Origin of the sequence: Paracidovorax valerianellae, assembly GCF_900102625.1 — a bacterium.
GTDB classification, from domain to species: Bacteria; Pseudomonadota; Gammaproteobacteria; order Burkholderiales; family Burkholderiaceae_C; genus Paracidovorax; species Paracidovorax valerianellae.
Genome location: NZ_FMZC01000020.1, coordinates 16,744 through 42,129 on the forward strand (window position 1 = coordinate 16,744; position 25,386 = coordinate 42,129).

Genomic DNA, 25,386 nt, shown 5'->3' on the forward strand with positions numbered 1-25,386 from the left:
GTCGTTTTCAGAGAACCTCGGTCTGAGCATCTTTCCGCTGGACGGAGACACCCCCGACCTGCTGCTGCGCCAGACCGACCATGCCATGTACGAGGCCAAGCAGAACGGCAAGACCATTGCCGCTGGTTCAACGGCGCAGAACCCATGGTGCAGGCAACGCTGGCGGCCACGGGCACGCCGTCGCACCTGTTCAACCGATAGGCGCCAGCCATCCAGGCGTTCCGCCCTGCTGCGCGGGCCATGGGCCGTCAGGAGCATTGAAAATTTTTCCCAGATCGCTGTTACGCATGGAAGATGCGATCACCGGTTCCCATCGAGGCAGCTCGTGGTTGGCAGACAGGTTCAATCGATCTGCCCAGCGGTCCTGATACGTCACGACCTGGGAATTGCTTTCAACGCAATGGGTGCCGGGCTGCGATGAATCGACCCATCCTGGATGGTGCATGAACATCGGCACAGACTGGATGGGGTCGAGGGCCCGTGTGAACTGCCGCAGCGTGAATGCCATTCCCCCGTTGGCCGATGGCGCGGCGTATTGCTCCACGACGGACCCCGTCCCCAGGCGCGGCGGATTGAAGGCATAGGTGCTGACCTTGCCGCATGCGCCGTTGGCATCTAGGAAATGTGCGATATCGAAACTGGCCAGCGTTGCGACGGCCGCGCCAAGACTGTGGCCCACCACCGAAATCGACAGCGTTTTGCCACTTTGCCGCGCCATATCGGCATATTGAATCAAGAGGTCAGCAAGGCACTGCCCGTTGGGCCGTGGTGCGAGCGCCTCTGCTTGCCATCGCTCCTGCCATCCGCTGCCCACCGGCCCCAGATTGGGCAGATCGGCGGATAGTGGATTGGAATGAGCGCGGGGAATTTGGGACTTGAGATCGCACATCAGATCGTCAGGGTCGTCCATGCGGGTGCCGGCAAAACCCAGGACGACGGCCAAGACGTTGGGATGTTCAACACTCTCCCAGCATTTGGTTGCCAAGCTGGATTTATCGGCGGCGAAACGCATGCCGCTCCGGCCTGTCACCTCGTCGGGAGCCACGGTATAAGCCTGCCCGGCAAAGTCCAGCATGCTCTCCAGCACGGCACGCTGCAAAGCCTCCGTAGCACCGGCCCGCAGCCGCCTCGCCGCACCAATGGTGTGCGGAAGATCGACTCTCCACACAGCTTCGGCAAGATCGACAGATTTCGTGTCGATGACCGGAGGCGCCACAACACGGGCTCGCATGGGCTCCGAAGCACTGATGGTACGCGGCGGCCGATCTATGGAAAGTCCATGCAGAGGTCCCACCAGGCTCTGGCGCACAGGACTTCGTGCGGTAGGACGGCCCACATGGCCGGGCAACTCCACCGAACGGGGCGCTGCCGTGGCCGCGATCGAGGTTGAAAGCACGAAATTAGAAACGATCAAGACCATACAGCACGCAAATAAGATTGATGCTGTCATTTCATTCGAAATGCCGCTTTGCGATGCGTGACCGTACGAACAACGCGGCATGGCTGCGAAAATGCGTGTCACCTGGGCGACTCACTCAATGGCAACGGTTCCTTCTGACTGCAGCAACGCATGGTCGCCATAGGCCCGCCCGAAGCGGTTGTCCAGAAAATCCCCCAGCGCGATCTGTTCCTGCCGGATGAAGCCCGACTGGGGCAACCGGCCCTGCACCACCAGGTCGAGCGCCGCGCAAATGCTCGCCGCCGTGGTCAGCTGAATCGCGTTCAGCGCCCGCCCGCCCACCGTGGCGCCGACGATGCGTGCCGAATACGCGTCTTGCACCAGCCGCCCGCCGCGCAGACCCGATGCACTGGCGAAGATCACGATCACGTCCTGCTCGGTGGCGGGAATGGCGGCCTCGAAAATGTCCTTGAGCAGATCGCGCTGGTCGCGCAGCCGCAGGTCATTCAGCAGCAGTTTCAGGATGGCGCAGTGGCCAGGGTAGCGGATCGATTGGTAGTCCATGCGGCGCGCCCGCCCGGCCCAGGTCTCGGGCAGCGTGCCCAGCCCGCCCGAGGTGTTGAACGCCTCGTACTCCACGCCGTCCAGCGCAAAGGTTTCCAGGCCGTCCAGCGCCGGCACGCGGGTGGGCTGCCCATCCACGATGGCTTCGCAGGGGTTGCAATATTCGTTGATGAGGCCCTCCGTGCTCCACGTCAGGTTGTAGCGCAGCGCCCCGAGCGGGTAGCGCGGCAAGGCCCCGACGCGCATGCGCAGGTCGTGCAGCGTGTCGAAACGCCGGGCAAGGTCGTTGCCGACCACCCCGATGAAACCCGGCGCCAGGCCGCACTGCGGCATGAGCACGCTGCGCGCGTCCTGGGCCAGGGCGCGGATCGCCTGGGTGCTGTGCACGTCCTCCGTCAGGTCGAAGTAATGCACGCCTTGGCGGGCGCACGCCGTGGCCACCGGCACCGCGCAGTGAAACGGCAGCGCGTTCAGCACGGCAAATTGGCCGGCCACGAGGGATTGCAGCTCGGCATCGTCCTGGAGCAGTGCGGTGCCCACACCTAGCGTGGCCGCCCGCGCCAGCGCTTCAGGATCGCGGTCGGCCACCGTGACGTCGTAATCGCCGGTGCCCTTCAGCAAAACGGCCATGGCGAAACCGATATGGCCCGCACCGAGGACGGCAATGCGATGCGGAGCGCTGCGGGAGAGTTGATGGGGGGTGGTGAGCATGGCGATCTCCAGGGTTGAGGCAACGAAGGGATGCAGGCCATGCTAGGCGCAGCGCTTGTCGATGTGTAGCGTGTAAAACGTCGAAATTGCTTAATGAATTCGTCGTTCTGGCGAAAATAGCCGACGCTTTCACTTTGTAGAGGAAGGAAGCCCATGGCCGCCGAAATGGATTCCACCGACCGCCACCTGCTCAGCCTGCTGCAGGCCAACGCCCGCGAGAGCACCGCACTGCTGGCACGCCGGCTAGGCTTGGCTCGCACCACCGTCGTCGCGCGCATCGCCCGGCTGGAGCGCGACGGCATCGTCGCCGGTTACGGCGTGCGGCTGGGGGCACCGCTCGAGGCCCAGGCCGTGCGCGCCTGGTGCAGCCTGAGCGTGCTGCCCAAGGCGTCGCCGGCCGTGCTGCGCATGCTCGGCTCGCTACCGGAGGTCGAAGAGGTTTCGGCCGTGAGCGGGGCGTTCGACTACCTGGTGTTCCTGCGCTGCACCAGCCATGAACAGCTCGACGGGCTGCTCGACCGCATCGGCCAGCTGGAGGGCGTGCACCAGACACAGACCAGCATCGTGCTCAGCCGCAAGATCGACCGGCGCGGGGCTGGCGGTTGAGTGCAAAAACCTACGCTATTTAATTGATAGCAGCGAGGACAATGAACACGGCGGCAGTGGCCCATTTCCCTTCAAAGGCTGCAGGCAGTCCCCGATGGGATAATCCGCCCTGCCCTTTTCCCCTTTCGCTCCGGCCCTCTCCCCCGTGACCCTGCCCACCGCCCCCCACAGTCCCTGGCGCCTCTCCGTCGCGCCCATGATGGACTGGACCGATCGCCACTGCCGCTACCTGCACCGGCTGCTGAGCCGCCATGCGCTGCTGTACACCGAGATGGTGACCACCGGTGCGCTGATCCATGGCGATGTGGAGCGGCACCTGCGCTTCAATGCCGAAGAGCATCCGGTCGCTCTGCAACTGGGCGGCAGCGAGCCGGCCGATCTGGCGCAGGCCGCGCGGCTGGGCGCGCAGTGGGGGTACGGCGAGATCAACCTCAACTGCGGCTGCCCCAGCGAACGGGTGCAGCGCGGCGCTTTCGGGGCGTGCCTGATGAACGAGCCACAACTCGTGGCGGACGGCGTGAAGGCCATGGTCGATGTGGTGGACGTGCCCGTCACGGTCAAGCACCGCATCGGCATCGACAAGAGCGAGGACTACGGCTTCGTGCGCGACTTCGTCGGCACGGTGGCCGAGGCGGGCTGCAACGTGTTCATCGTGCATGCGCGCAATGCATGGCTCAAGGGCCTGTCGCCCAAAGAGAACCGCGAGATTCCCCCGCTGCGCTACGACGTGGTGCAGCAGTTGAAGGCCGATTTTCCGCACCTGACCATCGCGCTCAACGGCGGTCTCTCCACCGACGAGGGCTTGGCCGATGCGCTGGCGCGGGTCGATGGCGCCATGGTCGGGCGCGAGGCGTATCACAACCCCTGGTGGCTCGCGCGGTGGGACGCGCTTTACTTCGGCGCGCCCGAATCCGAACTGACGCGCGAAGCGGTCGAAGCTGCCATGGTGGACTACATGGCCCGCGAGGCGGCGCTGCACGGCACCCACTGGTATTCGATCGCGCGCCACATGCTGGGATTGCGCCACGGCCTGCCGGGCGCGCGGCGCTGGCGGCAGGTGTGGAGCGACCATCGGCTGAAGGGCTTGCCCGCGCACGAGGTGATGGCTCTGGCGCAGGCACCTCAGCGTGGCGCACCTGCGTCGGCGCCTGTTGCGGCAGAGGCTTTATCCGCTTCTGAACACTGATCCTCCCTGCTTCCGTAGAGGTTGAGCGGACTGCTCCAGCAGCCGACAACTCGGCTACGCACTTGGACTACGATGGCGGCTTGACGATGGCCCGCTCTGGAGGCCGTCGCACTTTTGCCCTGCCGCCCGCCCATGCCCTCGCTTGATTTCTCCCGGGAAGAAAAAGGCTTCGAAGCCACCTACGCCCAGGAACTGCCCGCGCTGCAGTACGCCTGCGCTTCCTACATGGCGCTGCTGCAGGCGATCCTGTCGCGAACGCCGGGCCTGGACATCACCAAGGTCGAAGGCCGGGTGAAGGACCGCCGTGAGTGCGTGAACAAGTTCTCGCGCAAATACCGCGCCGCGCTGGAAGAGAGCAACACCCCCTACGAAATCCGCCCCTACATCACCGACCTGATCGGCGTGCGCGTCGTTTGCCTGTACGAGGACGAACTGGAGAAGGTGGCGCAAACCGTGCGCTCGCACTTCGACGTGATCGACGTGACCGACAAGGTGACGGCGGTGGAGAGCACCGAAGACTCCTTCGGCTACAAGGGCCTGCACCTGGACCTGCGGCTCACCCCCGCGCAGGCCGCTCTGGCCGAGCACGCGGCCTATGCCCATCAGCCTTTCGAGCTGCAGGTGCGCACCATCATCCAGGACTCCTGGAGCGTGCTGGACCACAAGATCAAATACAAGAAGTCGATCCCGGGCCAGCTCAAGCGGCGCATCAACGTGCTGTCGGCCCTGTTCGAACTGGCCGACCGGGAGTTTCGGCAGATCCGCGATGCGACCGAGGCCGAACTGCGGCAGGCCCCCGACGAAACGGCCGAGCCCGAGTCGGACCTGGAACTGGCCCCGGCCGAAAAGTCGCAGGCGCCCGGCAGCGAACTCAATGCGTTCACGTTCCTCAAGATCGCCAACCATTTCTTCAAGGACCAGGAATTCGAGCCGCAGAAGGTCGACCTGTTCGTGGACGACATCCGGGCCTGGTCGCCATCGATCACGCGGGCACGGTTCAACACCTTGATGCGCGCCACCATCGGCACCGTCAAGCGCTACAAGCAGCATTTCGAGGACCACAACCCGCAGGGCAGCTTCAACGCCTACACGGTGATCCGACATTGTCTGTACCTGGGCGACCGGTCCACTTTTCGGCGGGCTCTGCGTAACAGTTCACGCGAGGCGTTCGAGGCATGGCTGAAAGAACATGCCTGAAAGACAGGTATCAAAACTGCCTCCAGCGCAATCATATCAACGGTACTTAGCTATATATTTAGTAGCAAACAATGCAGGTGATGCGACGGCCTGATTGTTTCCAATTGTCGCAAAGGTGACTCGATGTGCGTACTTTCACGCCATACAGGTCTTGCACGGTGCTGCTATATTGCACTGCAACATACCCCGGAGTTTCGCCCCAAATGCTTTACAACATCTACGAAACCCAGCGTTCGCTCATGGAGCCGTTCGCGGACTTTGCCCAGACCGCGTCCAAGCTCCTCAGCAACCCGCTCTCGCCTTTCAGCCAGACCATGTACGCCCAGCGCATGTCCGCGGGCTACGACCTGCTGTACCGCCTGGGCAAGGATTACGAAAAGCCGGTGTTCGGCATCCACACCGTCAACGTGGACGGCACCGATGTCGCTATCCATGAGCGGGTGGAGATCGACAAGCCGTTTTGCGAACTGCGCCGCTTCAAGCGCTTTTCCGACGATCCCGCCACGCTGACGCAGATCAAGCAGCAGCCCGCCGTGCTGATCGTCGCACCGCTGTCCGGGCACTACGCCACGCTGCTGCGCGACACCGTACGCACCATGCTCCAGGGCCACAAGGTCTATATCACCGATTGGAAGAATGCCCGACTCGTGCCGCTGGCCGATGGCTCCTTTCACCTGGACGACTACGTGAACTACGTGCAGGAGTTCATCCGCCACTTGCAGTCGCGCTACGGCAACTGCCACGTGGTGAGCGTGTGCCAGCCCACGGTACCGGTGCTGGCGGCCGTGTCGCTGATGGCCAGCCGCGGCGAGACCACGCCGCTGTCAATGACCATGATGGGCGGCCCCATCGACGCCCGCAAGTCCCCGACCGCGGTGAACAACCTGGCCACGAACCGCAGCTACGAGTGGTTCGAGAACAACGTGATCTATCCCGTGCCGGAAAACTTCCCCGGCGCAGGGCGTCGCGTGTACCCCGGCTTCCTGCAGCACACCGGGTTCGTGGCCATGAACCCCGACCGGCACGCGACCAGCCATTACGACTATTTCAAAGACCTCATCAAGGGCGACGACACCAGCGCCGAGGCGCACCGCAAGTTCTACGACGAGTACAACGCCGTGCTCGACATGGATGCGGATTACTACCTCGAAACCATCAAGACCGTCTTCCAGGACTACAGCCTGGTCCACGGAACCTGGGACGTGCGCAACCCTGAAGGCCAGCCGGAACGCGTGCGTCCGCAGGACATCCACAGCACCGCCCTCCAAACCATCGAAGGCGAACTGGACGATATTTCCGGTTCCGGCCAGACCGAGGCCGCGCACAGCCTGTGCACCGGCATCGCCCAGAAGGACCGCAGCCATTACGAAGTGAAGGGTGCCGGCCACTACGGCATCTTCAGCGGCCGCCGCTGGCGCGATCTGGTGTATCCGCAGGTCCGTGACTTCATCCTGGCCCACGAGCCCGCGCATGCTGCCGCCCCCGTGGTGACGCTGCCCAGCGACGACGCACCGCGCCGCCGCACGGGTGCCGCTGCCGCAGCCCAGGCAGACACCGCCGGTCTGAAAGCCGCGGCCACGGCCGCCAGCGCGCCGCGCAGCAAGCGCGCGCCCCGCAAGGCTTGACCCCCGCAGCGGACGCTGTCCGCGCGCTGGCGGCACGCATCGACGCGGCGCTGCCGCAGACGCAGTGCACGCGCTGCGGATATCCCGACTGCGCAGCCTACGCCCTGGCAGTGGCCACGGGTGAGGCGGGCATCAACCAGTGCCCTCCCGGCGGCGCCGAGGGCGTGGAGCGCCTGGCGGCGCTCACGCATCGGCCCGTTCTCCCCCTTTCACCCGAACATGGAACCGAAGGGCCGCGCGCAGTGGCCTTCATCGACGAAAGCTGGTGCATCGGCTGCACGCTGTGCCTCAAAGCCTGCCCGACCGATGCGATCTTCGGCGCCAACAAGCTGATGCACACCGTGATCGAAGCCCATTGCACGGGCTGCGAGCTGTGCATTCCGGTCTGCCCGGTCGATTGCATCGTGCTGGAAAACGCCAGCGGCAGCGCGACCGGCTGGCAGGCCTGGTCTCCCGAGCAGGCGGAGCATGCGCGCAGCCGCTACGCGGCGCGTACCGAACGCTTCGCACGCATGGCAAAACCGGTCGACGGCGATACCGACCGGACCCCGGCTGTCGCGTCCACGGCGGCAAACCTGGCGACGGGTGAGGCGGCCGCGGCAACCCCTTCTACCGACGCGAAGCAGGCAGCGATTGCAGCCGCGCTCGCACGGGCCCGGGCACGTCGCGCGCCTCCCGGCAATCCCGGCTGACACGGCACTGCAAGGCACGGCACCCGCCCGGTGCCCTGCCGCAGTGCGCTGCCATGGCACACCGCCCCTTTCGACTTTCGCGTTGGACAGGTCCTCGTCAGGCCGCCACCAGCGATTTATAGACGCCGCAGCCCAGGTACAAATCTGCCGACTTGCACACGAAAGACATCTTGGTCTGCACCCGGCCGGTGGACGGGTTGGTGATGTCGTATTCCACCCAGCCCGGTCCCTGATCGGCCTGCCCGGCGATGGAGGCCATCAGCGCCGCGCCGTCGATGCCGGCGATGTCCTGCACGCGCGAGCCGACCTTGGCCGGATTGCCGCCGAACGCCAGGTAGGTGCCGTCCGCGCCCAGCGCGAACACGTACATGTCTCGGTCGTGGAAAGGCTGGGCCGGATCGGTCAGGGTCCGCAGCAGGCTGGCCCGGGGCGCCGTTCGCGCCAGCGCCAAAGCGCGCTCCACCAGCGCCTTGGCCTCGTCGGCAGTGCCCTGCTGCAGGCGGAACGACATCACGGCCCGCGACAGCGTGGAGGCGCGGTGCTCCAGCGCTTCGGCCTGGTGAACGGCCTGCCCGACCATCTGCGCGTTGCGCTGGGTGATCTGGTCCAGTTGCTGCACGGCAGCGCTGATTTCGGCCAGGCCGGTGCTTTGTTCGGCGCTGGAGGCCGAGATTTCGCTCACGTTGCTCGCCACGCTGCGCACACCGCCCGCCATCTCGGAAATGCCCGAGCCGGCCGCCCGGATCAATTGCGCGCTGGTTTCCACCTGCCGTATTGATTCGCCGATGAGATCGCGAATCTCGCGGGCTGCCGCACCCGATCGCCCGGCCAGCGAGCGCACTTCGGACGCCACCACCGCGAAGCCTCGGCCCTGCTCGCCCGCGCGGGCGGCTTCCACCGCCGCATTGAGGGCCAGGATGTTGGTTTGGAAAGCAATGCCGTCGATCACCGCCGTGATCTCCGCCATGCGGCTGGCGCCCTGCTGGATCGCCTCGACCGACTGGACCGCCCGGCCCATGGCCTGCGCGCCGGCATCGGCCGAACTGCGCACCTGGGCGGCTTGCTGGTCTGCGGAGCGGGCAGTGTCTGCGTTCTGCTGCACGGCGGACGACAGCTCTTCGACGCTGGCGGCGGTCTGCTCCAGATTGGCCGCCTGCTGCTCGGTGCGCTCGGCCAGCGCGCGGTTGTCGGAAGCCAGGCTTTGCCCGGCATGGGCGACGAGCGCGGCGTTGCTGCGGATGTCGGCCACCATCGACGAGAGCATCAGCACCATGCGCTCCAGCAGGCTCCCCAGGCGGGCCATTTCGTCCTGCCCGGCGATGCGGGGCCGGGCGCCCAGGTCGCCATGCGCTGCGCTGTCCATGGCCTTGGCCAATACCGCCAGGTCGTCCGCCATGCCGCGGTGCATCGCCGCCGCCAGGTAGGCGACCAGCACGGCGCCCCCTGCGAACCACCACCATCGTCCCTGGGTGGCCACTGCCACCGCCAGCATGGAGGCCAGGGCCGCCCCTGACAGCAGCGCCATCTTGCCCGGCAATGCCAACCGGCGCATCAGCCGTATTCCCGGCTGCATTGGCGAAAATGAGCCCATCCTGATGTCTCCCATGCGCTTTTAATGCGCCGATGCTAGAGGTTGCGACTTACGGACGATTGACACACGAGCGGCCTCACCGCAGACCCGACCGGCAGCCGCCGGCCGCACGGTTTTCCCTTGGCCGGTGGCGTGCACCGACAGCGAATGCCCAGGCACCGCCCCCTGCCCATCCACCATAATGGCGGCCCATGAATCCCCTGCTCTCTCAACTGCAGCCCTACCCTTTCGAGCGGCTGCGGCAACTCTTCGCGGGGGTCACGCCCCCTGAAGGCGTCCGCCCCATCAGTCTTGGCATGGGCGAACCCCGCCATCCCACGCCCGCATTCATCAAGGATGCCTTTACCCAAAGCCTGTCCGGCCTGGCCAGCTACCCTGCCACTGCGGGCGATCCGGCCCTTCGCAAGGCCTGCGCGGCCTGGATGCAGCGGCGCTACGGCCTGACGCTGGACGCAGCCACGCAGGTTCTGCCCATCAACGGATCGCGCGAGGCGCTGTTTGCCTTCGCGCAGACCATCATCGACCCAACGCGCGCTGGCGCAACGGTGGTTTGCCCCAATCCCTTCTATCAAATCTATGAAGGTGCGGCCCTGCTGTCCGGCGCCACGCCGTATTACGCGCCCAGCGACCCGGCCCGCAATTTCGCCGTGGACTGGGACAGCGTGCCCGAAGACGTGTGGCAGCGCACCCAACTGCTTTTCGTGTGCTCGCCGGGCAACCCGACCGGCGCAGTGATGCCGCTGCAGGAATGGGAAAAGCTCTTCGCGCTCAGCGACCGCCATGGCTTCGTCATCGCATCGGACGAGTGCTACAGCGAGATCTACTTCCAGGGCGAGCCGCCGCTCGGTGGGCTGGAGGCCGCGGCAAAGCTGGGCCGGGCCGACTTCCGCAACCTGATGGCCTTCACCAGCCTGTCCAAGCGCAGCAACGTGCCCGGCCTGCGCAGCGGCTTCGTGGCGGGCGACGCCAAGCTGATCCAGGCGTTTTTGCTGTACCGCACCTACCACGGCAGCGCCATGGGCCCTGCGGTGCAGGGCGCGAGCATCGCGGCGTGGAATGACGAGCAGCACGTGGACGACAACCGTGCGCTCTACCGCCGCAAGTTCGAACAGGTCACGCCGTTGCTGGCCAGCGTCATGGACGTGGCGCTGCCGGACGCGGGCTTTTACCTCTGGGCGCGTGTGCCCGACGCCCTCGGCCTGACCGATGCGGAGTTCGCCCGCGAACTGCTCGCTCAATACAATGTGACGGTGCTGCCCGGCAGCTACCTCGCCCGCGAGGCCGGCGGCTTCAACCCCGGCGCCCAACGCATCCGCATGGCCCTGGTGGCCGAAACCGAAGAATGCGTCGAGGCAGCCCAGCGCATCGTGCAATTCATCCAATCCCATCCCTGAACCCGACCCATGACACAACAACTTCAGACCCTCATCGACACCGCCTGGGACAACCGCGCCAGCCTCTCGCCCGCCGCCGCGCCCAAGGAAGTGCAGGATGCTGTGGAACACGTGATCGCCGAGCTGAACAACGGCAAGCTGCGCGTGGCCACCCGCGAGGGCGTCGGCCAGTGGACGGTGCACCAGTGGATCAAGAAGGCCGTTCTGCTGTCGTTCCGCCTCAAGGACAACGAACTCATGAAGGCCGGCGAGTTGGGCTTCTACGACAAGGTGCCCACGAAGTTCGGCCACCTGTCCGCTGAAGAAATGGCCGCCACGGGCGTTCGCGTGGTGCCCCCGGCCGTCGCGCGCCGCGGCAGCTACATCGCCAAGGGCGCCATCCTGATGCCCAGCTACGTGAACATCGGCGCCTATGTCGATGAAGGCACCATGGTCGATACCTGGGCCACGGTGGGCAGTTGCGCCCAGGTCGGCAAGAACGTTCACCTCTCCGGCGGCGTGGGCCTGGGCGGCGTGCTGGAGCCGCTGCAAGCCAACCCGACCATCATCGAAGACAACTGCTTCATCGGCGCACGCTCGGAAATCGTCGAAGGCGTGATCGTGGAAGAGAACTCGGTCATCTCGATGGGCGTGTACATCGGCCAGAGCACCCCTATCTACGACCGCGCCACGGGCGAAACCAGCTTCGGCCGCGTGCCGGCCGGCTCCGTCGTGGTGAGCGGCAGCCTGCCCAAGGACAACGGCCGCTACAGCATGTATGCCGCCATCATCGTCAAGAAGGTGGACGCCAAGACCCGCTCCACCACCAGCCTGAACGACCTGCTGCGCGACTGATCCCGCAGCCTGCCGCACTCCGCCCCCGATCCGATCCGCCCCCCGCCCCTTCCGCGACCTGCGCACCGACGAACGAAAGAGCAATCCCCATGAGCACGATGGAACGGATTCTTCGCCTGATGGCCGAAAAGCGGGCGTCGGACGTCTACCTGTCGGCCAACGCGCCGGCGCTGATCAAGATCAACGGCGAGTGCGTGCCGATCAACAGCCAGGTGCTGCCGGCCGATGCGCCCAAGAACCTGCTGGCCGAGATCGTCCCGCCCGACCGCATCGAAGAGCTGGAGGAAACCGGCGAGCTCAACATGGGCGTGCCGCTCACCGGCGTGGGCCGCTTCCGGGTGAGCGCCATGCGCCAGCGCGGCAGCTACGCGGTGGTGATCCGCTTCATCGCGCAGCACATTCCGCCGCTGGCCTCGCTGAACCTGCCGCCCGTGCTGAGCGATCTCATCCTGGAAAAGCGGGGCCTGCTGCTGGTCGTCGGGGCCACGGGCTCGGGCAAGAGCACCACGCTCGCCTCGATGATCGACAGCCGCAACGAGCAGCTCACCGGCCACATCCTCACCGTGGAAGACCCGGTCGAGTACCAGTTCCGCAACAAGAAATCGATCGTGAACCAGCGCGAGATCGGCGCCGACACGCAGTCGCTGCAGACCGCGCTGAAGAACGCACTGCGCCAGGCACCCGACGTGATCCTGATCGGCGAAATCCGCGACCGTGAAACCATGTCCGCCGCCATTGCCTATGCGCAGTCAGGCCACCTGTGCCTGGCCACCCTGCACGGCAACAACAGCTACCACGCGCTCAACCGGATCTTGAGCTTCTACCCGGTCGAAGTGCGCCCCACCATGCTGGGCGACCTCGGCTCGGCGCTGAAAGCCATCGTCTCGCAGCGCCTGGTGCGCACGCCCGCGGGCGAACGCGTTCCGGCCGTGGAAGTGATGCTCAACACCAAGCTGGTGGGCGACCTGATCGAAAAGGGCGACTTCTCCGGCGTGCGCGAAGCCATGGAAAAATCCATGGCCGAAGGCTCGCAGACGTTCGAGGAAGCGCTGGCCCAGCTCATCCTGGAAGGCCGCATCGACCGCAAGGAAGGCATGGCCTATGCCGATTCGCCCACCAACCTGATGTGGCGCCTGCAAAACGATTTTTCACTGGCGTCCAAAAACGCCAAAGCCCAGAGCGAAGCCGCGCGGGAAGAAGAAGACCAGCCATCGTTCACCGAGATCGTGCTGGACGTCAAACCGTCCTGATCCGTCCCGCCTGAACCTGGCCTGCCCCATCACGCCCTCCCCCGCCCGAACCGCCTGCCCCACACAAGATGTCCCGTACCCTGCACCTGGCCGAACAGCTCATTGCCCGCCCCTCCATCACCCCCAACGATGCGGGCTGCCTGGAACTGCTGGCGGACCGCCTGCGGCCGCTCGGCTTCGAATGCGAGCGCATGGACAGCGGGCCGCAGGATTTCCGCGTCAGCAACTTATGGGCAAAACGGCCTGCAGCGCAATCAGCACTAGGGCAGTCTGCTATCAAAACCGTAGTATTCGCCGGCCACACCGATGTGGTGCCGACCGGCCCCGTCGAGCAATGGGGCAGCGATCCGTTCACGCCCATGCACCGGGGCGGCAAGCTCTACGGCCGCGGCGCGAGCGACATGAAGACGTCGATCGCGGCATTCGTCGTGGCGGTGGAAGAGTTTCTGGCCGCCACGCCCGCGCCAGACCTGCAGATCGCTTTTCTGCTCACCAGCGATGAAGAAGGCCCTTCGGTGGACGGCACCAAGGTCGTGGTCGATCGGCTGCGCGAGCGCGGCGAGCCGCTGCACTACTGCATCGTGGGTGAACCCACCTCGGTCGAAAAGACCGGCGACATGATCAAGAACGGCCGCCGCGGCACGCTGAGCGGGCGGCTCACCGTGCGCGGCGTGCAAGGCCACATCGCTTATCCGCAACTGGCCCGCAACCCCATCCACCAGGCCCTGCCCGCCTTGGCGGAACTGGCCGGTATCCGCTGGGACGAGGGCAACGCCTTCTTTCCACCCACCAGCTGGCAGATCAGCAACATCCACGGCGGCACGGGAGCGACCAACGTCATTCCGGGCGCGGTGGTGATCGACTTCAACTTTCGCTTTTCCACCGAATCGACGTCCGAAGGCTTGAAGCAGCGCGTGCACGCCCTGCTCGACCGCCACACCCTGGAGTACGACCTGTCCTGGACGCTGGGCGGGCAGACCTTTCTCACGCAGCCCGCCGAACTGGTGCGCGCGGTGCAGCAGGCCATCCTGGATGAAACCGGGCTGGCGACCGAACTATCCACCACCGGCGGGACCAGCGACGGGCGCTTCATCGCGCAGATCTGCCCGCAGGTGATCGAACTGGGCCCACCCAACGCCACCATCCACAAGATCGACGAGCACGTGGTCGTGGCCGACATTGAGCCGCTGAAGAACATTTACCGCCGCACGCTCGACCACCTGAACGCGCAAGCCACCGCATGAGCACCGACCCGCAACCATCCGGCAACCCCGCCGCCGTGCAAGGCGATACCGTCGGCGCGCTGATCGCGTCCGGCACGGCGCGGCTCGAAACATCGAGCGTGGCGTTCGGCCACGGCACGGCCAACGCACACGACGAGGCCGTGTGGCTCGTGCTGTGGTGCCTGGGCATTCCGCTGGACGAGCCCTTGGACGACGGCCCCGAGCCCATCGAGGCCCGCACGGTCGCCACGGCCGACCAGGCCCGTGTGACCGCACTGTTCGAAGAACGCATCGCCACGCGCAAGCCAGCGGCCTATCTGACGCGCGAAGCGTGGCTGCAGGGCGTGCCCTTCTACGTGGACGAGCGAGCCATCGTGCCACGCAGCTTCATCGCCGAACTGCTGGTCAATCCGCCTGAGGATGGCGGCATCGACGGCTTTCTTGGCGAGGACACGCGCGCCGTGCTGGACCTGTGCACCGGCAATGGCAGCCTGGCGGTCCTGGCCGCGATGGTCTACCCGGACGTGCAGTTGACCGGCGCCGACATTTCGCCCGACGCGCTCGACGTCGCCCGCATCAATGTGGAAAAGCATGGCCTGCAGGACCGCGTGGCCCTGCAACTGTCGGACGGCCTGGACTCGGTGCCCGGCCCCTGGGATCTGATCCTGTGCAATCCGCCGTATGTGAACGCGCAGAGCATGGCGGCACTGCCTGAGGAATACCGCGCCGAGCCCGCCCTGGCGTTGGCTGGCGGCACCGATGGCATGGACTTCATCCGTCGCCTGCTGGCGCAGGCGCCCGGCTGCATGAGCGAGCAGGCCGTGCTGGTGCTGGAGATCGGCAACGAGCGCAGCCATTTCGAAGCGGCTTTTCCGCACCTTCCCGTGTTCTGGCTCGACACCAGCGCAGGCGAAGACCAGGTGCTGCTGATCACCCGCGAGGCTTTGGTGGCGCATCCGACCTGATCCGTACCGCACAGGAAGTGCGCTCAGCGCGCCCTTCACCTTCTCCGCGCACGCCGGGTTCGGCGCGCGCCCGGCCGGCCTTGCCGGTCTTTTGATTTTCCCCCGGGTGTCTTGGCACGCCCCTTGTTGGTTTTTATCGATGATCACACTCAAAAACGTCACCTTGCGCCGCAGCGCGAAGGTCTTGCTCGACCGCGTTTCCGTCACCATCAATCCCGGTGAAAACGTGGGCCTTGTCGGTCGCAACGGCGCGGGCAAATCCAGCCTGTTCGCCCTGCTCAACCGCACGCTGCATGAAGACGGCGGCGACTTCTTCGTGCCGCCGCAATGGCGCATGGCCCAGGTGGCGCAGAACATGCCCGAAACCTCGGAACCTGCCACCGAATTCGTGCTGAACGGCGACACGCGCCTGGCCGAGTTGCGTCAGGCCTTGATCAAAGCCGAGCAGGAAGAAGACGGCATGGCCATTGCCCACGCCTATTCCGACCTGGCCGACGCCGGCGACCATGACGCCGTGCCGCGTGCGCAGGCGTTGATCCTGGGGCTGGGGTTTCGGGTCTCCGAACTCGAAAACCCCGTCAACAGCTTCTCGGGCGGCTGGCGCATGCGCCTGCAACTGGCCCGGGCCCTGATGAGCCCGAGCGACCTGCTGCTGCTCGACGAACCCACCAACCACTTGGACTTGGACGCCCTGGTGTGGCTGGAAGCGTGGCTCAAGCGTTACGCTGGCACGCTGATCGTGATCAGCCATGACCGCGAATTCCTGGATGCGATCACCAACGTCACGCTGCAGATCGAAAACGCGCAGCTGAACCGCTATGGCGGCAACTACAGCCGCTTCGAAGAACTGCGCGCGCAGCAGATCGAACTGCAGCAAGCATCGTTTGCCAAACAGCAGGACAAGATCGCCCACCTGCAGAAATTCATCGACCGTTTCAAGGCCAAGGCCAGCAAGGCCAAGCAGGCGCAAAGCCGCGTCAAGGCGCTGGAGCGCATGGAAAAGATCGCACCGCTGCTGGCCGAGGCCGAGTTCACGTTCGAATTCAAGGAGCCGGTCAACCTGCCGAACCCGATGCTGGCGATCAGCGATGCGTCGTTCGGGTACACGCCCGAAGAAGGCGAGCCGACGACCATCCTGCGGCATGTGAGCCGCTCGGTGCTGGCAGGCCAGCGCATCGGCATTCTGGGCGCCAACGGGCAGGGCAAGTCCACGTTGGTCAAGACAATCGCGCGGGAGATGAAGCCGCTGGCCGGCTCGGTCATCGAGGGCAAAGGCCTGTCGATCGGCTACTTCGCCCAGCAGGAACTGGACGTTCTTCGCCCCGGCGACAACCCGCTGGAGCACATGATCCGCCTGGCCCGGGAACTCGGCCCCAACGCCCGCGAACCCAGCCGCGAGCAGGACCTGCGCAGCTACCTGGGCAGCTTCAATTTCTCGGGCGACATGGTCAAGCAGGCCGTGGGCACCATGAGCGGCGGCGAAAAAGCCCGCCTGGTGCTGGCGATGATCGTGTGGCAGCGCCCCAACCTGTTGCTGCTGGACGAGCCAACCAACCACTTGGATTTGGCCACCCGAGAGGCGCTGTCCATGGCGCTCAACGAGTTCGAAGGCACCGTCATGCTGGTCAGCCATGACCGGGCGCTGCTGCGTGCGGTATGCGACGAATTCTGGCTGGTGGGGCGTGGTGTGGTCGGTCCGTTCGACGGCGACCTGGACGACTACCAGCGCTACCTGCTGGATGAGTCCAAACGCCTGCGCGAACAGGCCAAAGCCGCGGAATCGGCAGCATCGGCGGCGCCCGTGGCGGTGGCAGCGCCAGCACCGGTAGCAGCCGCGCCGGCTGCTGCCCCCTCGCCCGCATCGGCGGCAACCAACGCTCCCGTGGCGAAGGATGCCCGGGAACAGCGCAAGCTAGGCGCTCAGGCGCGGCAGCAACTGGCGGAGAAAACGCGTCCTTTAAAACGCGAGTTGGAGCAGATCAATCAGCGGCTGGCAGCGCTCACGGCTGAGAAGGCGCAGATCGAAGAGCGGCTCACCCAGGCCCTGCCGCCCGCCGACATCGCGGAAAACGGCCGCCGGCTGAAAGCCTGCAGCGACGAAACCGAATCGCTGGAGGAGAGGTGGCTGGAGCTGTCGTCCGAAGTAGAAGCCCTCGAATCTCAAGCGGGCGAAGCGTAAAACCATGTAACCATTGACACTGAATTGAGGTTTAGCCGCAATTGTGTCAACGGTTTTTAGCTATGAATTCAGGAGCAAAAAAATCGCGCTCGACTGGTTGCGTTTTTTTGCATTCTTCTGTCAACGCGCTTTCCAGGCCGGGCGTTGTTCATCCATCACAGGAGATAACCGAATGAATACCACCGCTATCATGTCCGCCTGGCCCGAAGACGAACGCGACCGCAAGCGCGCACCGGCCCGCCTCTGAAGGCCGGCGCAACGACCAGAAGGCTCGACGATCCATCGAATTCCCAGCCACTGCGAGCGCCTCCTTCACCTCCCCCTTTTCTCCCCCCCCATTAAAAAACCCCGCATCTGCGGGGTTTTTGTTGTCTGGACCGTGCCGCATCCGCGGCGGCACTCCTCGTTCAGCCCATGTGCAGACCGCCGTTGACCGAGAAATCGGCCCCGGTCGCGTAGCCACCCTCTTCCGAAGCCAGCCAGGCGATGATCGACGCGATTTCGCTCGGCTCGCCCAGGCGCTTGACCGGGACCGTGGCAACGATCTTTTCCAGCACGTCAGGGCGGATGGCCTTGACCATGTCGGTGCCGATGTAGCCCGGGCTCACCGTGTTCACGGTCACGCCCTTGTTGGCCAGCTCCTGCGCCAGAGCCATTGAAAAGCCATGCATGCCGGCCTTGGCAGCGGAATAGTTGGTCTGGCCTGCCTGGCCCTTTTCGCCGTTCACGCTGCTGATGTTGATGATGCGGCCCCAGCCTTTTTCCACCATGTCGCCCACAACCTGCTTGGTCACGTTGAACATGCTGTTCAGATTGGTTTCGATGACCGCGTCCCAGTCTTCGCGCGACATCTTGAGGAACATGCGGTCACGCGTGATGCCGGCGTTGTTCACCAGCACGTCGATGGTGCCGTGATTGGCCTTGGTGGCCGTGAATGCCTCCACGGTCGAATCCCAGTCGCCGACATTCCCGACCGATGCATAGAAGGAATAGCCCAGCGCCTTCTGCTCGGCCAGCCATTTGGCGTGGTCGCGCGTGGGGCCGCAACCGGCGATGACCTTGAATCCATCCTTGTGCAAACGCTGGCAGATGGCCGTTCCGATGCCACCCATGCCCCCTGTGACATACGCTACTTTCTGGTTCATGTGAGTTCTCCTTATCAACGATTCACGCAAGCACTCTACCCAAGATTCCACGCCTGGCCGCTCTGGAAAACACCGAGCCTTGCAAATTCTGACAAAGCACTGCGCGGCCTGCGTGCTATCAGAACCGCAGCACCGAGCGGCTGCGGTTAAAAAAAACCGCACCGTTTGCGGTGCGGTTCATGTCCGGCTTCAGCGGGTGGCAGGGCGGCACGCTGTGCCGCCCTGCCTTAGGCTCTCGCCTCAGGCCCGCTCGACCGCGAGCGACACGCCCATGCCGCCGCCGATGCACAGGGCGGCGATGCCCTTTTTAGCGTCGCGGCGCTTCATTTCATGCAGCAAGGTGACGAGCACCCGGCAGCCGGACGCACCGATGGGGTGCCCGATGGCGATGGCGCCGCCATTCACGTTGACCTTGGCAGGGTCCAGGCCCAAGGCCTGGTTGACTGCGCAGGCCTGGGCCGCGAAAGCCTCGTTCAGCTCGAACAGGTCCACATCGTCGGCCGTCCAGCCAGCCCGCTTCAGGGCCTTGCGCGTGGCGGTAACCGGGCCCATGCCCATGGTCGCCGGGTCCAGGCCGCTCGTGCCGTAGGAGACGATGCGCGCCAGTGGCTCAAGGCCCAGCTCGGCGGCTTTCTTGCCGCTCATCACCACCACGGCGGCGGCGCCGTCGTTCAGGCCCGAGGCATTGCCGGCCGTGACCGAGCCGGCTTTGTCGAAGGCCGGGCGCAGGCCCGAAAGCGCTTCCGCGTTGGTCTTGCGGTTGAGGTATTCGTCGGCATTGAAGAGCACCGGGTCGCCCTTTTTCTGGGGCAGGCTGACGGTCACGATCTCGTCGGCGAACTTGCCCGCGCCTTGCGCGGCGGCGGCCTTTTGCTGGCTGCCCAAGGCCAGTGCATCCTGCTGCTCGCGGGTGATGCCGTGTTCCTTGGCGACGTTCTCGGCAGTGATGCCCATGTGGTACTGGTTGTAGACGTCCCACAGGCCGTCCACGATCATGGTGTCGGCCATCTTCCATTCGCCCATGCGCTGGCCGTCGCGCGATCCGTTGAGCACGTGGGGCGACAGGCTCATGTTCTCCTGGCCGCCGGCCACCACGATGTCGCTGTCGCCCGCGGCGACGGCCTGGGCCGCCAGCATCACGGCCTTCAAGCCCGAGCCGCAGACGGCGTTGATGGTGAGCGCGGGCGTTTCCTTGGCCACGCCGGCTTTCATCATGGCCTGGCGCGCCGGGTTCTGGCCGACGCCTGCGGTGAGCACCTGGCCCATGATCACTTCGCCGACCTGGTCGAGCGGCACCTTGGCGCGAGCCAGTGCTTCCTTGATGACGATGGCGCCCAGCTCGGTGGCGGGGGTTTTGGCGAGCGCGCCGCCAAACTTGCCCACGGCCGTGCGAACGGCGGAAACGATGACGATGTCTTCCATATCAGTCCTTTTTGTGCAGAAACGGGAATCTCGAAAACGGGGGAGGCAATGCGAATGCGGAGGTCGGCGCGCTCGTGCGGCCGATTCTCGCAGCAGCGGTTACGCGGGAACGGCGTCAGGCCTTCTGCTTGACGTACCGGCCCGGGGCCGGCTCGGTGGCCTTGAAGCGCGGGCTGCGGCCATACCCCTTGGGCGCCGGCACCATCTTGCCCGCGTGGCCCTTGAGCCAGCGGGACCAGTCGGTCCACCAGCTGCCGGGGTGTTCGGTCGCTCCCTGCAGCCATTGGTCGAGCGTTTTAGGCAACTGGCCGTCTTCGCGCAGCCAGTGGCTGCGCTTTTTCTTGGACGGCGGGTTGATCACGCCGGCGATGTGGCCGGACGCTCCCATGACGAAACGCTTCTTGCCCGGAAACACCTGCGTAGACGCATACGCCGCGTCGATGGGCACAATGTGGTCCTCGCGCGAGCCATAGATGTACACCGGCAGGTCCACCAGATTCAGGTCGATCGCCTCGCCGCACACGGTCAGCCGGCCGGGCTGCACGAGGTTGTTTTCCAGGTAGAAGTTGCGCAGGTACCAGGCGTAGAACGGACCGGGCAGATTGGTGCTGTCGCTGTTCCAGTACAGCAGGTCGAACGGCGGCGGCGTTTCGCCCTTGAGGTAGTTGCCCACCACGTAGTTCCACACCAGGTCGTTGGGCCGCAAGAAGCTGAACGTCGAGGCCAGGTCCTGCCCCTTCATCATTCCGCCCTTGCCCATCTGCAGCTCGCGGAACTGGACGAACGCTTCGTCGATGAACACGTCCAGGATGCCCGTGTTGGAAAAATCGATGAGCGTGGTCAGGAAGGTGGCGCTGGCCACGGGCTCTTCGCCTCGCGCGGCCAGCACGGCCAGGGCGTTGCCCAGGATGGTGCCGCCGACACAAAAGCCCAGGGCGTTGATCTGCGCCGCGCCGGTGATGGCCTGCACGACGTCGATGGCGGCCATCGCGCCTTCTTCGACGTAGTGGTCCCAGGTCTTGTCGGCCAGCGTGTCGTCGGGGTTGCGCCAGCTCACGACGAAGGTGCGGTGCCCTTCGCTCACGGCATGGCGGATCAGCGAGTTCTCGGGCTGCAGGTCCAGGATGTAGAACTTGTTGATGCACGGCGGCACCATGAGGAAGGGGCGCTCGTGCACCTTGTCGGTCAGCGGCTTGTATTCGATGAGCTGGAACAGCGCGTTCTCGAACACGACGGCGCCCTCGGTGGTGGCCACGTTGCGGCCGACCTCGAACAGGCTTTCGTCGGTCATCGACACATGGCCCTGGCGCAGGTCGTGCAGCAGGTTGGCGACGCCCTTGGCGATGCTCTCGCCTTTGGTTTCGATGGCCTTCTTCTGCGCTTCGGCATTGAAGGCAAGAAAGTTGCTGGGCGCCATGGCGGCCATCCATTGCTCCACACCGAAGCGGATGCGCGCGCGGGTCTTGGCGTCGGCATCGACCGCATCGACCAGGCCCATGAGGGTGCGGGCATTGAGCAGGTAGGCCGCAGCCGAAAAGGCCGCCAGGGGGTTCTGCGCCCAGGCCTCGCCGCTGAACCGGCGGTCACCCGTGGTGGCGGGCTGCGCGCCTTGCGTCCAGAGCGCGGTGGCGTCTTTCAGGTACTGCTGCTGCAGGGCGGTGAGTTTTTCCGGGTCCAGCTTGACGGGCGCCACGGGCGAGGCGCCTGCGGCACCGGCGGGCGCCGCTTGCTGGAAGGCCTGCATCGCCTCGGTCCAGCCTTTGCCGAGAATCTGCTGGAATTGCTGGGCACTCGGCCCCCAGGGTGATTCAGAATCCGCCATGTTTGTCTCCTCCACAAGAATAGGCGGTCCGTCAGGGGCGGACCGTTGCGGCCATTGTTGCCGAGCGGCGAGGCCCGTGGCAACGACGCTTGCCTTTTTTCACCAACTGCCTTCGAACCCGGGCTGAAACATGTATCTCGTTGTCATTGGATGGTTGTATGTCACGCTGCTGATGGCGGTGGCCGAAGCCATGGCCCCGACCGGCACGGTGCTCGGCGCCATCATCACATTCGCCTTCTACGGGCTGCTGCCCATGTCCATCGTGGTGTACATCCTCGGCACGCCGGGCCGCAAGCGAGCCATCCATGCCCGGCAACTGGCCGAGCGGGAAGCGCAGGCAGCGGCTGCCCAGAATGCCGCCGCCGCGGCAAAAACCGAAGGGGCGGCGCAAGCACCGGAAGTGGCGCCGCCGCCCTCAACCCTCGGTGGGGCGGTCGAGCCAGATGCAGGCGGCGAATCGTCCACTGCCCCCGAAGGCGCTGCCGTATCGGTGCGAAAAGAAATGTGATGGCTGGCTGACGGTGCACCACGCGGCGCTGCCGTCGTTGCCGTACACCCGCTCGAAGCCCAGCGCCGCGAGCCGCTGCCGCGCCAGGCCGGCCAAGTCAGCCAGGTACTTGCCACCGCCCTGCGGCTTGAAGTGCCGCTCGGCCGAAGCACTCGCATCGCAAAACGCCGCCCTCACTTCGGCGCCCACTTCGAAGGCGGTCGGGCCGATGCAGGGGCCCAGCCAGGCCATGCAATCGCCCGAAGGGGGCAGGGAAGGATGGGCAGGCGCCGCAGCGTTTGCTATATCTTTTATAGCATTACTCCCTAGTGCTGATTGCGCTGGAGGCCTAAAACACTCCAAGGCCGCTTCCAGCACACCGCGCCCACCTTCGCCGGCGAGGCCCCGCCAGCCGGCGTGTGCGGCGGCCACCCGGGTGCCGCGCGTGTCGGTCAGCAGCACCGGCAGGCAGTCGGCGACCATGATCGTGCAGGCCACGCCCGGTTCGGTGGCCGTGCAGGCATCCGCCTCGGTGCCGTCCTCGGTGCCGGGGCCGAGCGTCTCGACCCGCCCCCCATGCACCTGTCGCAAAAAGACCGGCCGGGCGGTATGGCCCGCGCCCCAGCCCAGTGCCGCGTGCAGGATCTGCCGGTTGCTCTGCACGGCGTTCGGGTCGTCGCCCACGTGGTCGCCCAGGTTGAGCGAGTCATAGGGCGCAGCGCTCACGCCGCCGGCTCGGGTGGTGCACAGCGCACGCACATGGGCGGGCGCCGGCCAGTCCGGCAACAGCCAGGCGGGGTTGGGGGAAGCCACGGGCATCGGTGCCGGGGCCGTCAGGCTTCGTGGTCCGGGCAGGTGGAAGGATGCGCGCCCTGGAAGGCCGGCAGCGACATGGCGGACTCCCACGCGGCCATGGTGAGGGGCAGCCCTTCCAGGTCCACGCGGAAACGCTGGGCGTTGAAGATCTGCGGCACCAGGCAGCAGTCGGCCAGCGTGGGCGTATCGCCCCAGCAGAACTGCGAGGGAGCGAGCCCGGCGGCTTCCCGCTCCTTCGCCAGCAGTTGGAGCTGGCGCTCGAAGGCGGCCAGGCCGTTGCGCGTCCAGTGGTGGTACCAGGCGCTCTTGGTTTCTTCGCTCTGCTGCAGTTCCTGCGTGAGGTACTTGAGCACGCGCAGGTTGTTGATGGGATGGATTTCGCAGGCGATCATCTGCGCCAGCGCCCGCACTTGGGCACGGCCGAGCGGGTCGGCGGGCAGCAAAGGCGGCTCGGGGTGGGTTTCGTCCAGGTATTCGATGATGGCCAGCGATTGCGCCAGCGTGTGGCCATCGTCGGTGACCAGGGCCGGCAGGAGCGGGTCGCCCAGCTTGTCCGCATAGGCGGGAAGGCGGTGCTCGGCGCGCACCAGGTGCACCGGCACGTAGTCGTAAGGCAGGCCCTTGAGTCCCAGCGCGATGCGCACGCGGTACGAGGACGACGAACGGAAGTAGTTGAACAGCTTCATGGTCCGGCGAGCATAACGCCGCCCTGCCGGGGACAGCGACCGCCCCGGCGCCATGGCACACTGCCGGTTTGCGCGCGGACCCGGCCCGCACGGCCCGCCACTGCGCGCAGTCCCCTTCCGAAGAAAGGCAGACATGAGCTATGTGATTCCTCCCGCCGCCGTGGCCAGCGTGCCCGTGGTGGGCACCACCGACCGCTTTCCCGTCCACCGCATCTACTGTGTGGGCCGCAACTACGAAGAGCACGCCAAGGAAATGGGCTTCACCGGCCGCGAGCCGCCCTTCTTCTTCATGAAGCCCGCCGACGCCCTGGTCGTCGTCGATGCCGGAAAGACCGGCTCGCTGCCCTACCCCACCCTCACCGCCAACCTGCACCACGAGATCGAGCTGGTGGTCGCCATCGGCAAGGGCGGCAAAGGCATCGCCGCGGCCGATGCCCTGCAGCACGTGTACGGCTATGCCGTGGGCCTGGACATGACCCGCCGCGACCTGCAGAACGACATGAAAAAGCAGGGCCGCCCCTGGGAGATCGGCAAGGCTTTCGAGCACAGCGCACCCATCGGCCCGATCACGCCGGCGGCGCAGGCGGGCGATGTGCAAAAGGCCGCGATCTGGCTGCAGGTGAACGGCGACGACCGCCAGCGCAGCAACGTCTCGCAGCTGATCTGGAACATCGCCGAAACCATCGAGCACCTGTCGGCCGCGTGGGAGCTGCAGCCCGGCGACCTGATCTACACCGGCACGCCCGAAGGCGTGGCTGCCGTGGTGCGTGGCGACACGCTCGAAGGCGGCGTGGACGGCCTGGGCACGCTGCGCGTGAGCGTCGCCTGATCCTGCCTGCCGCGCTGCATGCCTGCCATGGCCGATGCCACGGGCATGCAGACCCTGCCACCGCTTTGCGCCCCATTTCCTGAAAACCGAATGACCTTCCGCAGCCCCATCAAGCACTGCCGCGAATGCGGAACGGCCGTGGTGTACCGCATTCCCGACGACGGCGACACCAAGCCGCGTGCCGTCTGCCCGGCCTGCCACACCATCCATTACGAGAACCCGCTGAACGTGGTTGGCACCGTGCCCGTGTGGCGCGACAAGGTGCTGCTGTGCCGGCGTGCCATCGAGCCGCGCCTGGGCAAATGGACCTTGCCGGCCGGGTTCATGGAACTGAACGAGACCACCGCGCAGGGCGCGGAGCGCGAAACCGATGAAGAGGCCGGCGCGCAGATCCAGATGGGCCCGCTGTTCAGCCTGCTGAACGTGAGCCACGTGGGCCAGGTCCACCTGTTCTACCTGGCCAAGCTGCTGAGCGACGAGTTCCACCCCGGCTACGAAACCCTGGAAGCGCGCCTGTTCGGCGAAGACGAAATCCCCTGGGACGAGATCGCCTTTCGCACCGTAAAGACCACGCTGGAGCGCTTCTTCGCCGACCGCAAGGCCGGCCAGTTCGGCCTGCACTGCGTGGACATCGACTGACCGATCACTCAGCGGGCACGGAGCGGCTCTATCAGCTCCATCAAAAAAGGCGCGAAGCACAACCCGTGTGCTCCGCGCCCTTCAGTACCACCACACCGCGCTTTGCGGTGCCAAGAAGCCAGGC

General features: G+C 65.7%; 22 protein-coding genes. 14 read left to right on the forward strand and 8 right to left on the reverse strand.

The window, feature by feature from the left end; all coding sequences use genetic code 11:
- Nucleotides 1-190: 190 nt before the first annotated feature.
- Nucleotides 191-1,231, reverse strand: coding sequence for a XopAP family type III secretion system effector (gene xopAP, locus BLT03_RS24940; protein WP_245711499.1), 1,041 nt, complete (start codon nt 1,229-1,231; stop codon nt 191-193).
- A gap of 300 nt (nt 1,232-1,531) precedes the next feature.
- Entirely contained in the window at nt 1,532-2,674 is a 1,143-nt protein-coding gene (locus BLT03_RS21340) for a saccharopine dehydrogenase family protein (RefSeq protein ID WP_092745793.1), read from the reverse strand.
- A 153-nt stretch (nt 2,675-2,827) separates the two neighbouring features.
- Here BLT03_RS21340 and BLT03_RS21345 point away from each other — a divergent pair, with 153 nt between their 5' ends.
- The 5 genes from BLT03_RS21345 (at nt 2,828) to rsxB (ending at nt 7,980) form a co-directional block, all read left to right on the forward strand.
- On the forward strand, nt 2,828-3,280 hold the full coding sequence (locus BLT03_RS21345; RefSeq protein WP_092745794.1) for an Lrp/AsnC family transcriptional regulator: 453 nt from the start codon (nt 2,828-2,830) through the stop codon (nt 3,278-3,280).
- A gap of 145 nt (nt 3,281-3,425) precedes the next feature.
- Nucleotides 3,426-4,466: a tRNA dihydrouridine(20/20a) synthase DusA gene (dusA, locus tag BLT03_RS21350; RefSeq protein ID WP_434802426.1), complete on the forward strand. Its 1,041-nt coding sequence runs from the start codon at nt 3,426-3,428 to the stop codon at nt 4,464-4,466.
- Nucleotides 4,467-4,598: 132 nt separating this feature from the next.
- Nucleotides 4,599-5,663, forward strand: a complete 1,065-nt coding sequence (locus BLT03_RS21355; RefSeq protein ID WP_092745795.1) for a GTP pyrophosphokinase — start codon at nt 4,599-4,601, stop codon at nt 5,661-5,663.
- Nucleotides 5,664-5,866: 203 nt separating this feature from the next.
- A complete protein-coding gene (locus BLT03_RS21360) occupies nt 5,867-7,288 on the forward strand; it encodes a polyhydroxyalkanoate depolymerase (RefSeq protein ID WP_092745796.1) in 1,422 nt (473 codons plus the stop codon).
- Nucleotides 7,285-7,980: an electron transport complex subunit RsxB gene (gene rsxB / locus BLT03_RS21365; protein WP_092745797.1), complete on the forward strand. Its 696-nt coding sequence runs from the start codon at nt 7,285-7,287 to the stop codon at nt 7,978-7,980. Before BLT03_RS21360 ends, rsxB begins: the two co-directional genes overlap by 4 nt.
- 97 nt (nt 7,981-8,077) lie before the next feature.
- Here the strand turns inward: rsxB and BLT03_RS21370 are convergent, their stop codons facing one another.
- The gene (locus tag BLT03_RS21370; RefSeq protein WP_092745798.1) at nt 8,078-9,571 is read right to left on the reverse strand and encodes a methyl-accepting chemotaxis protein; all 1,494 of its coding nucleotides are present in this window, start codon (nt 9,569-9,571) and stop codon (nt 8,078-8,080) included.
- 191 nt (nt 9,572-9,762) lie between these two features.
- On the opposite strand from BLT03_RS21370, the gene dapC reads away from it, so the two are divergent.
- The 6 genes from dapC to BLT03_RS21400 all read left to right on the forward strand — a co-directional run bounded on the left by dapC (nt 9,763) and on the right by BLT03_RS21400 (nt 17,416).
- Nucleotides 9,763-10,965 carry a succinyldiaminopimelate transaminase gene (gene dapC / locus BLT03_RS21375; RefSeq protein WP_092745799.1) on the forward strand — a complete coding sequence of 401 codons (1,203 nt, stop codon included), beginning with the start codon at nt 9,763-9,765 and terminating at the stop codon, nt 10,963-10,965.
- A gap of 9 nt (nt 10,966-10,974) precedes the next feature.
- A complete protein-coding gene (gene dapD / locus BLT03_RS21380) occupies nt 10,975-11,799 on the forward strand; it encodes a 2,3,4,5-tetrahydropyridine-2,6-dicarboxylate N-succinyltransferase (protein ID WP_092745800.1) in 825 nt (274 codons plus the stop codon).
- Between the two features lie 89 nt (nt 11,800-11,888).
- Nucleotides 11,889-13,049, forward strand: coding sequence for a PilT/PilU family type 4a pilus ATPase (locus BLT03_RS21385; RefSeq protein WP_092745801.1), 1,161 nt, complete (start codon nt 11,889-11,891; stop codon nt 13,047-13,049).
- Between the two features lie 68 nt (nt 13,050-13,117).
- A complete protein-coding gene (gene dapE / locus BLT03_RS21390; protein ID WP_092745802.1) occupies nt 13,118-14,293 on the forward strand; it encodes a succinyl-diaminopimelate desuccinylase in 1,176 nt (391 codons plus the stop codon).
- A complete protein-coding gene (gene prmB / locus BLT03_RS21395; protein ID WP_092745803.1) occupies nt 14,290-15,237 on the forward strand; it encodes a 50S ribosomal protein L3 N(5)-glutamine methyltransferase in 948 nt (315 codons plus the stop codon). Before dapE ends, prmB begins: the two co-directional genes overlap by 4 nt.
- A 139-nt stretch (nt 15,238-15,376) precedes the next feature.
- Complete coding sequence (locus BLT03_RS21400; protein WP_092745804.1) at nt 15,377-17,416, forward strand: ABC-F family ATP-binding cassette domain-containing protein; 2,040 nt, start codon at nt 15,377-15,379, stop codon at nt 17,414-17,416.
- 407 nt (nt 17,417-17,823) lie between these two features.
- Here BLT03_RS21400 and phbB read toward each other — a convergent pair whose 3' ends face one another.
- The 3 genes from phbB to BLT03_RS21415 all read right to left on the reverse strand — a co-directional run bounded on the left by phbB (nt 17,824) and on the right by BLT03_RS21415 (nt 21,805).
- Complete coding sequence (gene phbB, locus BLT03_RS21405; RefSeq protein ID WP_092745805.1) at nt 17,824-18,561, reverse strand: acetoacetyl-CoA reductase; 738 nt, start codon at nt 18,559-18,561, stop codon at nt 17,824-17,826.
- A gap of 240 nt (nt 18,562-18,801) precedes the next feature.
- Nucleotides 18,802-19,983 carry an acetyl-CoA C-acetyltransferase gene (locus BLT03_RS21410; RefSeq protein WP_092745806.1) on the reverse strand — a complete coding sequence of 394 codons (1,182 nt, stop codon included), beginning with the start codon at nt 19,981-19,983 and terminating at the stop codon, nt 18,802-18,804.
- 115 nt (nt 19,984-20,098) lie between these two features.
- Nucleotides 20,099-21,805 carry a PHA/PHB synthase family protein gene (locus BLT03_RS21415; RefSeq protein WP_092745807.1) on the reverse strand — a complete coding sequence of 569 codons (1,707 nt, stop codon included), beginning with the start codon at nt 21,803-21,805 and terminating at the stop codon, nt 20,099-20,101.
- Between the two features lie 130 nt (nt 21,806-21,935).
- Between BLT03_RS21415 and BLT03_RS21420 the strand changes: the two genes are divergently transcribed.
- Complete coding sequence (locus tag BLT03_RS21420; RefSeq protein WP_092745808.1) at nt 21,936-22,313, forward strand: hypothetical protein; 378 nt, start codon at nt 21,936-21,938, stop codon at nt 22,311-22,313.
- Here BLT03_RS21420 and BLT03_RS21425 read toward each other — a convergent pair.
- Both BLT03_RS21425 and maiA read right to left on the reverse strand, forming a co-directional pair.
- The gene (locus tag BLT03_RS21425; protein WP_092745809.1) at nt 22,221-23,111 is read right to left on the reverse strand and encodes a purine nucleoside phosphorylase YfiH/LACC1 family protein; all 891 of its coding nucleotides are present in this window, start codon (nt 23,109-23,111) and stop codon (nt 22,221-22,223) included. The genes BLT03_RS21420 and BLT03_RS21425 overlap by 93 nt on opposite strands.
- A 14-nt stretch (nt 23,112-23,125) precedes the next feature.
- A complete protein-coding gene (maiA, locus tag BLT03_RS21430; protein ID WP_092745810.1) occupies nt 23,126-23,794 on the reverse strand; it encodes a maleylacetoacetate isomerase in 669 nt (222 codons plus the stop codon).
- A 133-nt stretch (nt 23,795-23,927) separates the two neighbouring features.
- Here maiA and BLT03_RS21435 point away from each other — a divergent pair, with 133 nt between their 5' ends.
- Together BLT03_RS21435 and BLT03_RS21440 are read left to right on the forward strand one after the other, a co-directional pair.
- Nucleotides 23,928-24,623: a fumarylacetoacetate hydrolase family protein gene (locus tag BLT03_RS21435; RefSeq protein WP_092745811.1), complete on the forward strand. Its 696-nt coding sequence runs from the start codon at nt 23,928-23,930 to the stop codon at nt 24,621-24,623.
- A 90-nt stretch (nt 24,624-24,713) separates the two neighbouring features.
- On the forward strand, nt 24,714-25,262 hold the full coding sequence (locus BLT03_RS21440) for an NUDIX hydrolase (RefSeq protein WP_092745812.1): 549 nt from the start codon (nt 24,714-24,716) through the stop codon (nt 25,260-25,262).
- Nucleotides 25,263-25,386 lie beyond the last annotated feature (124 nt).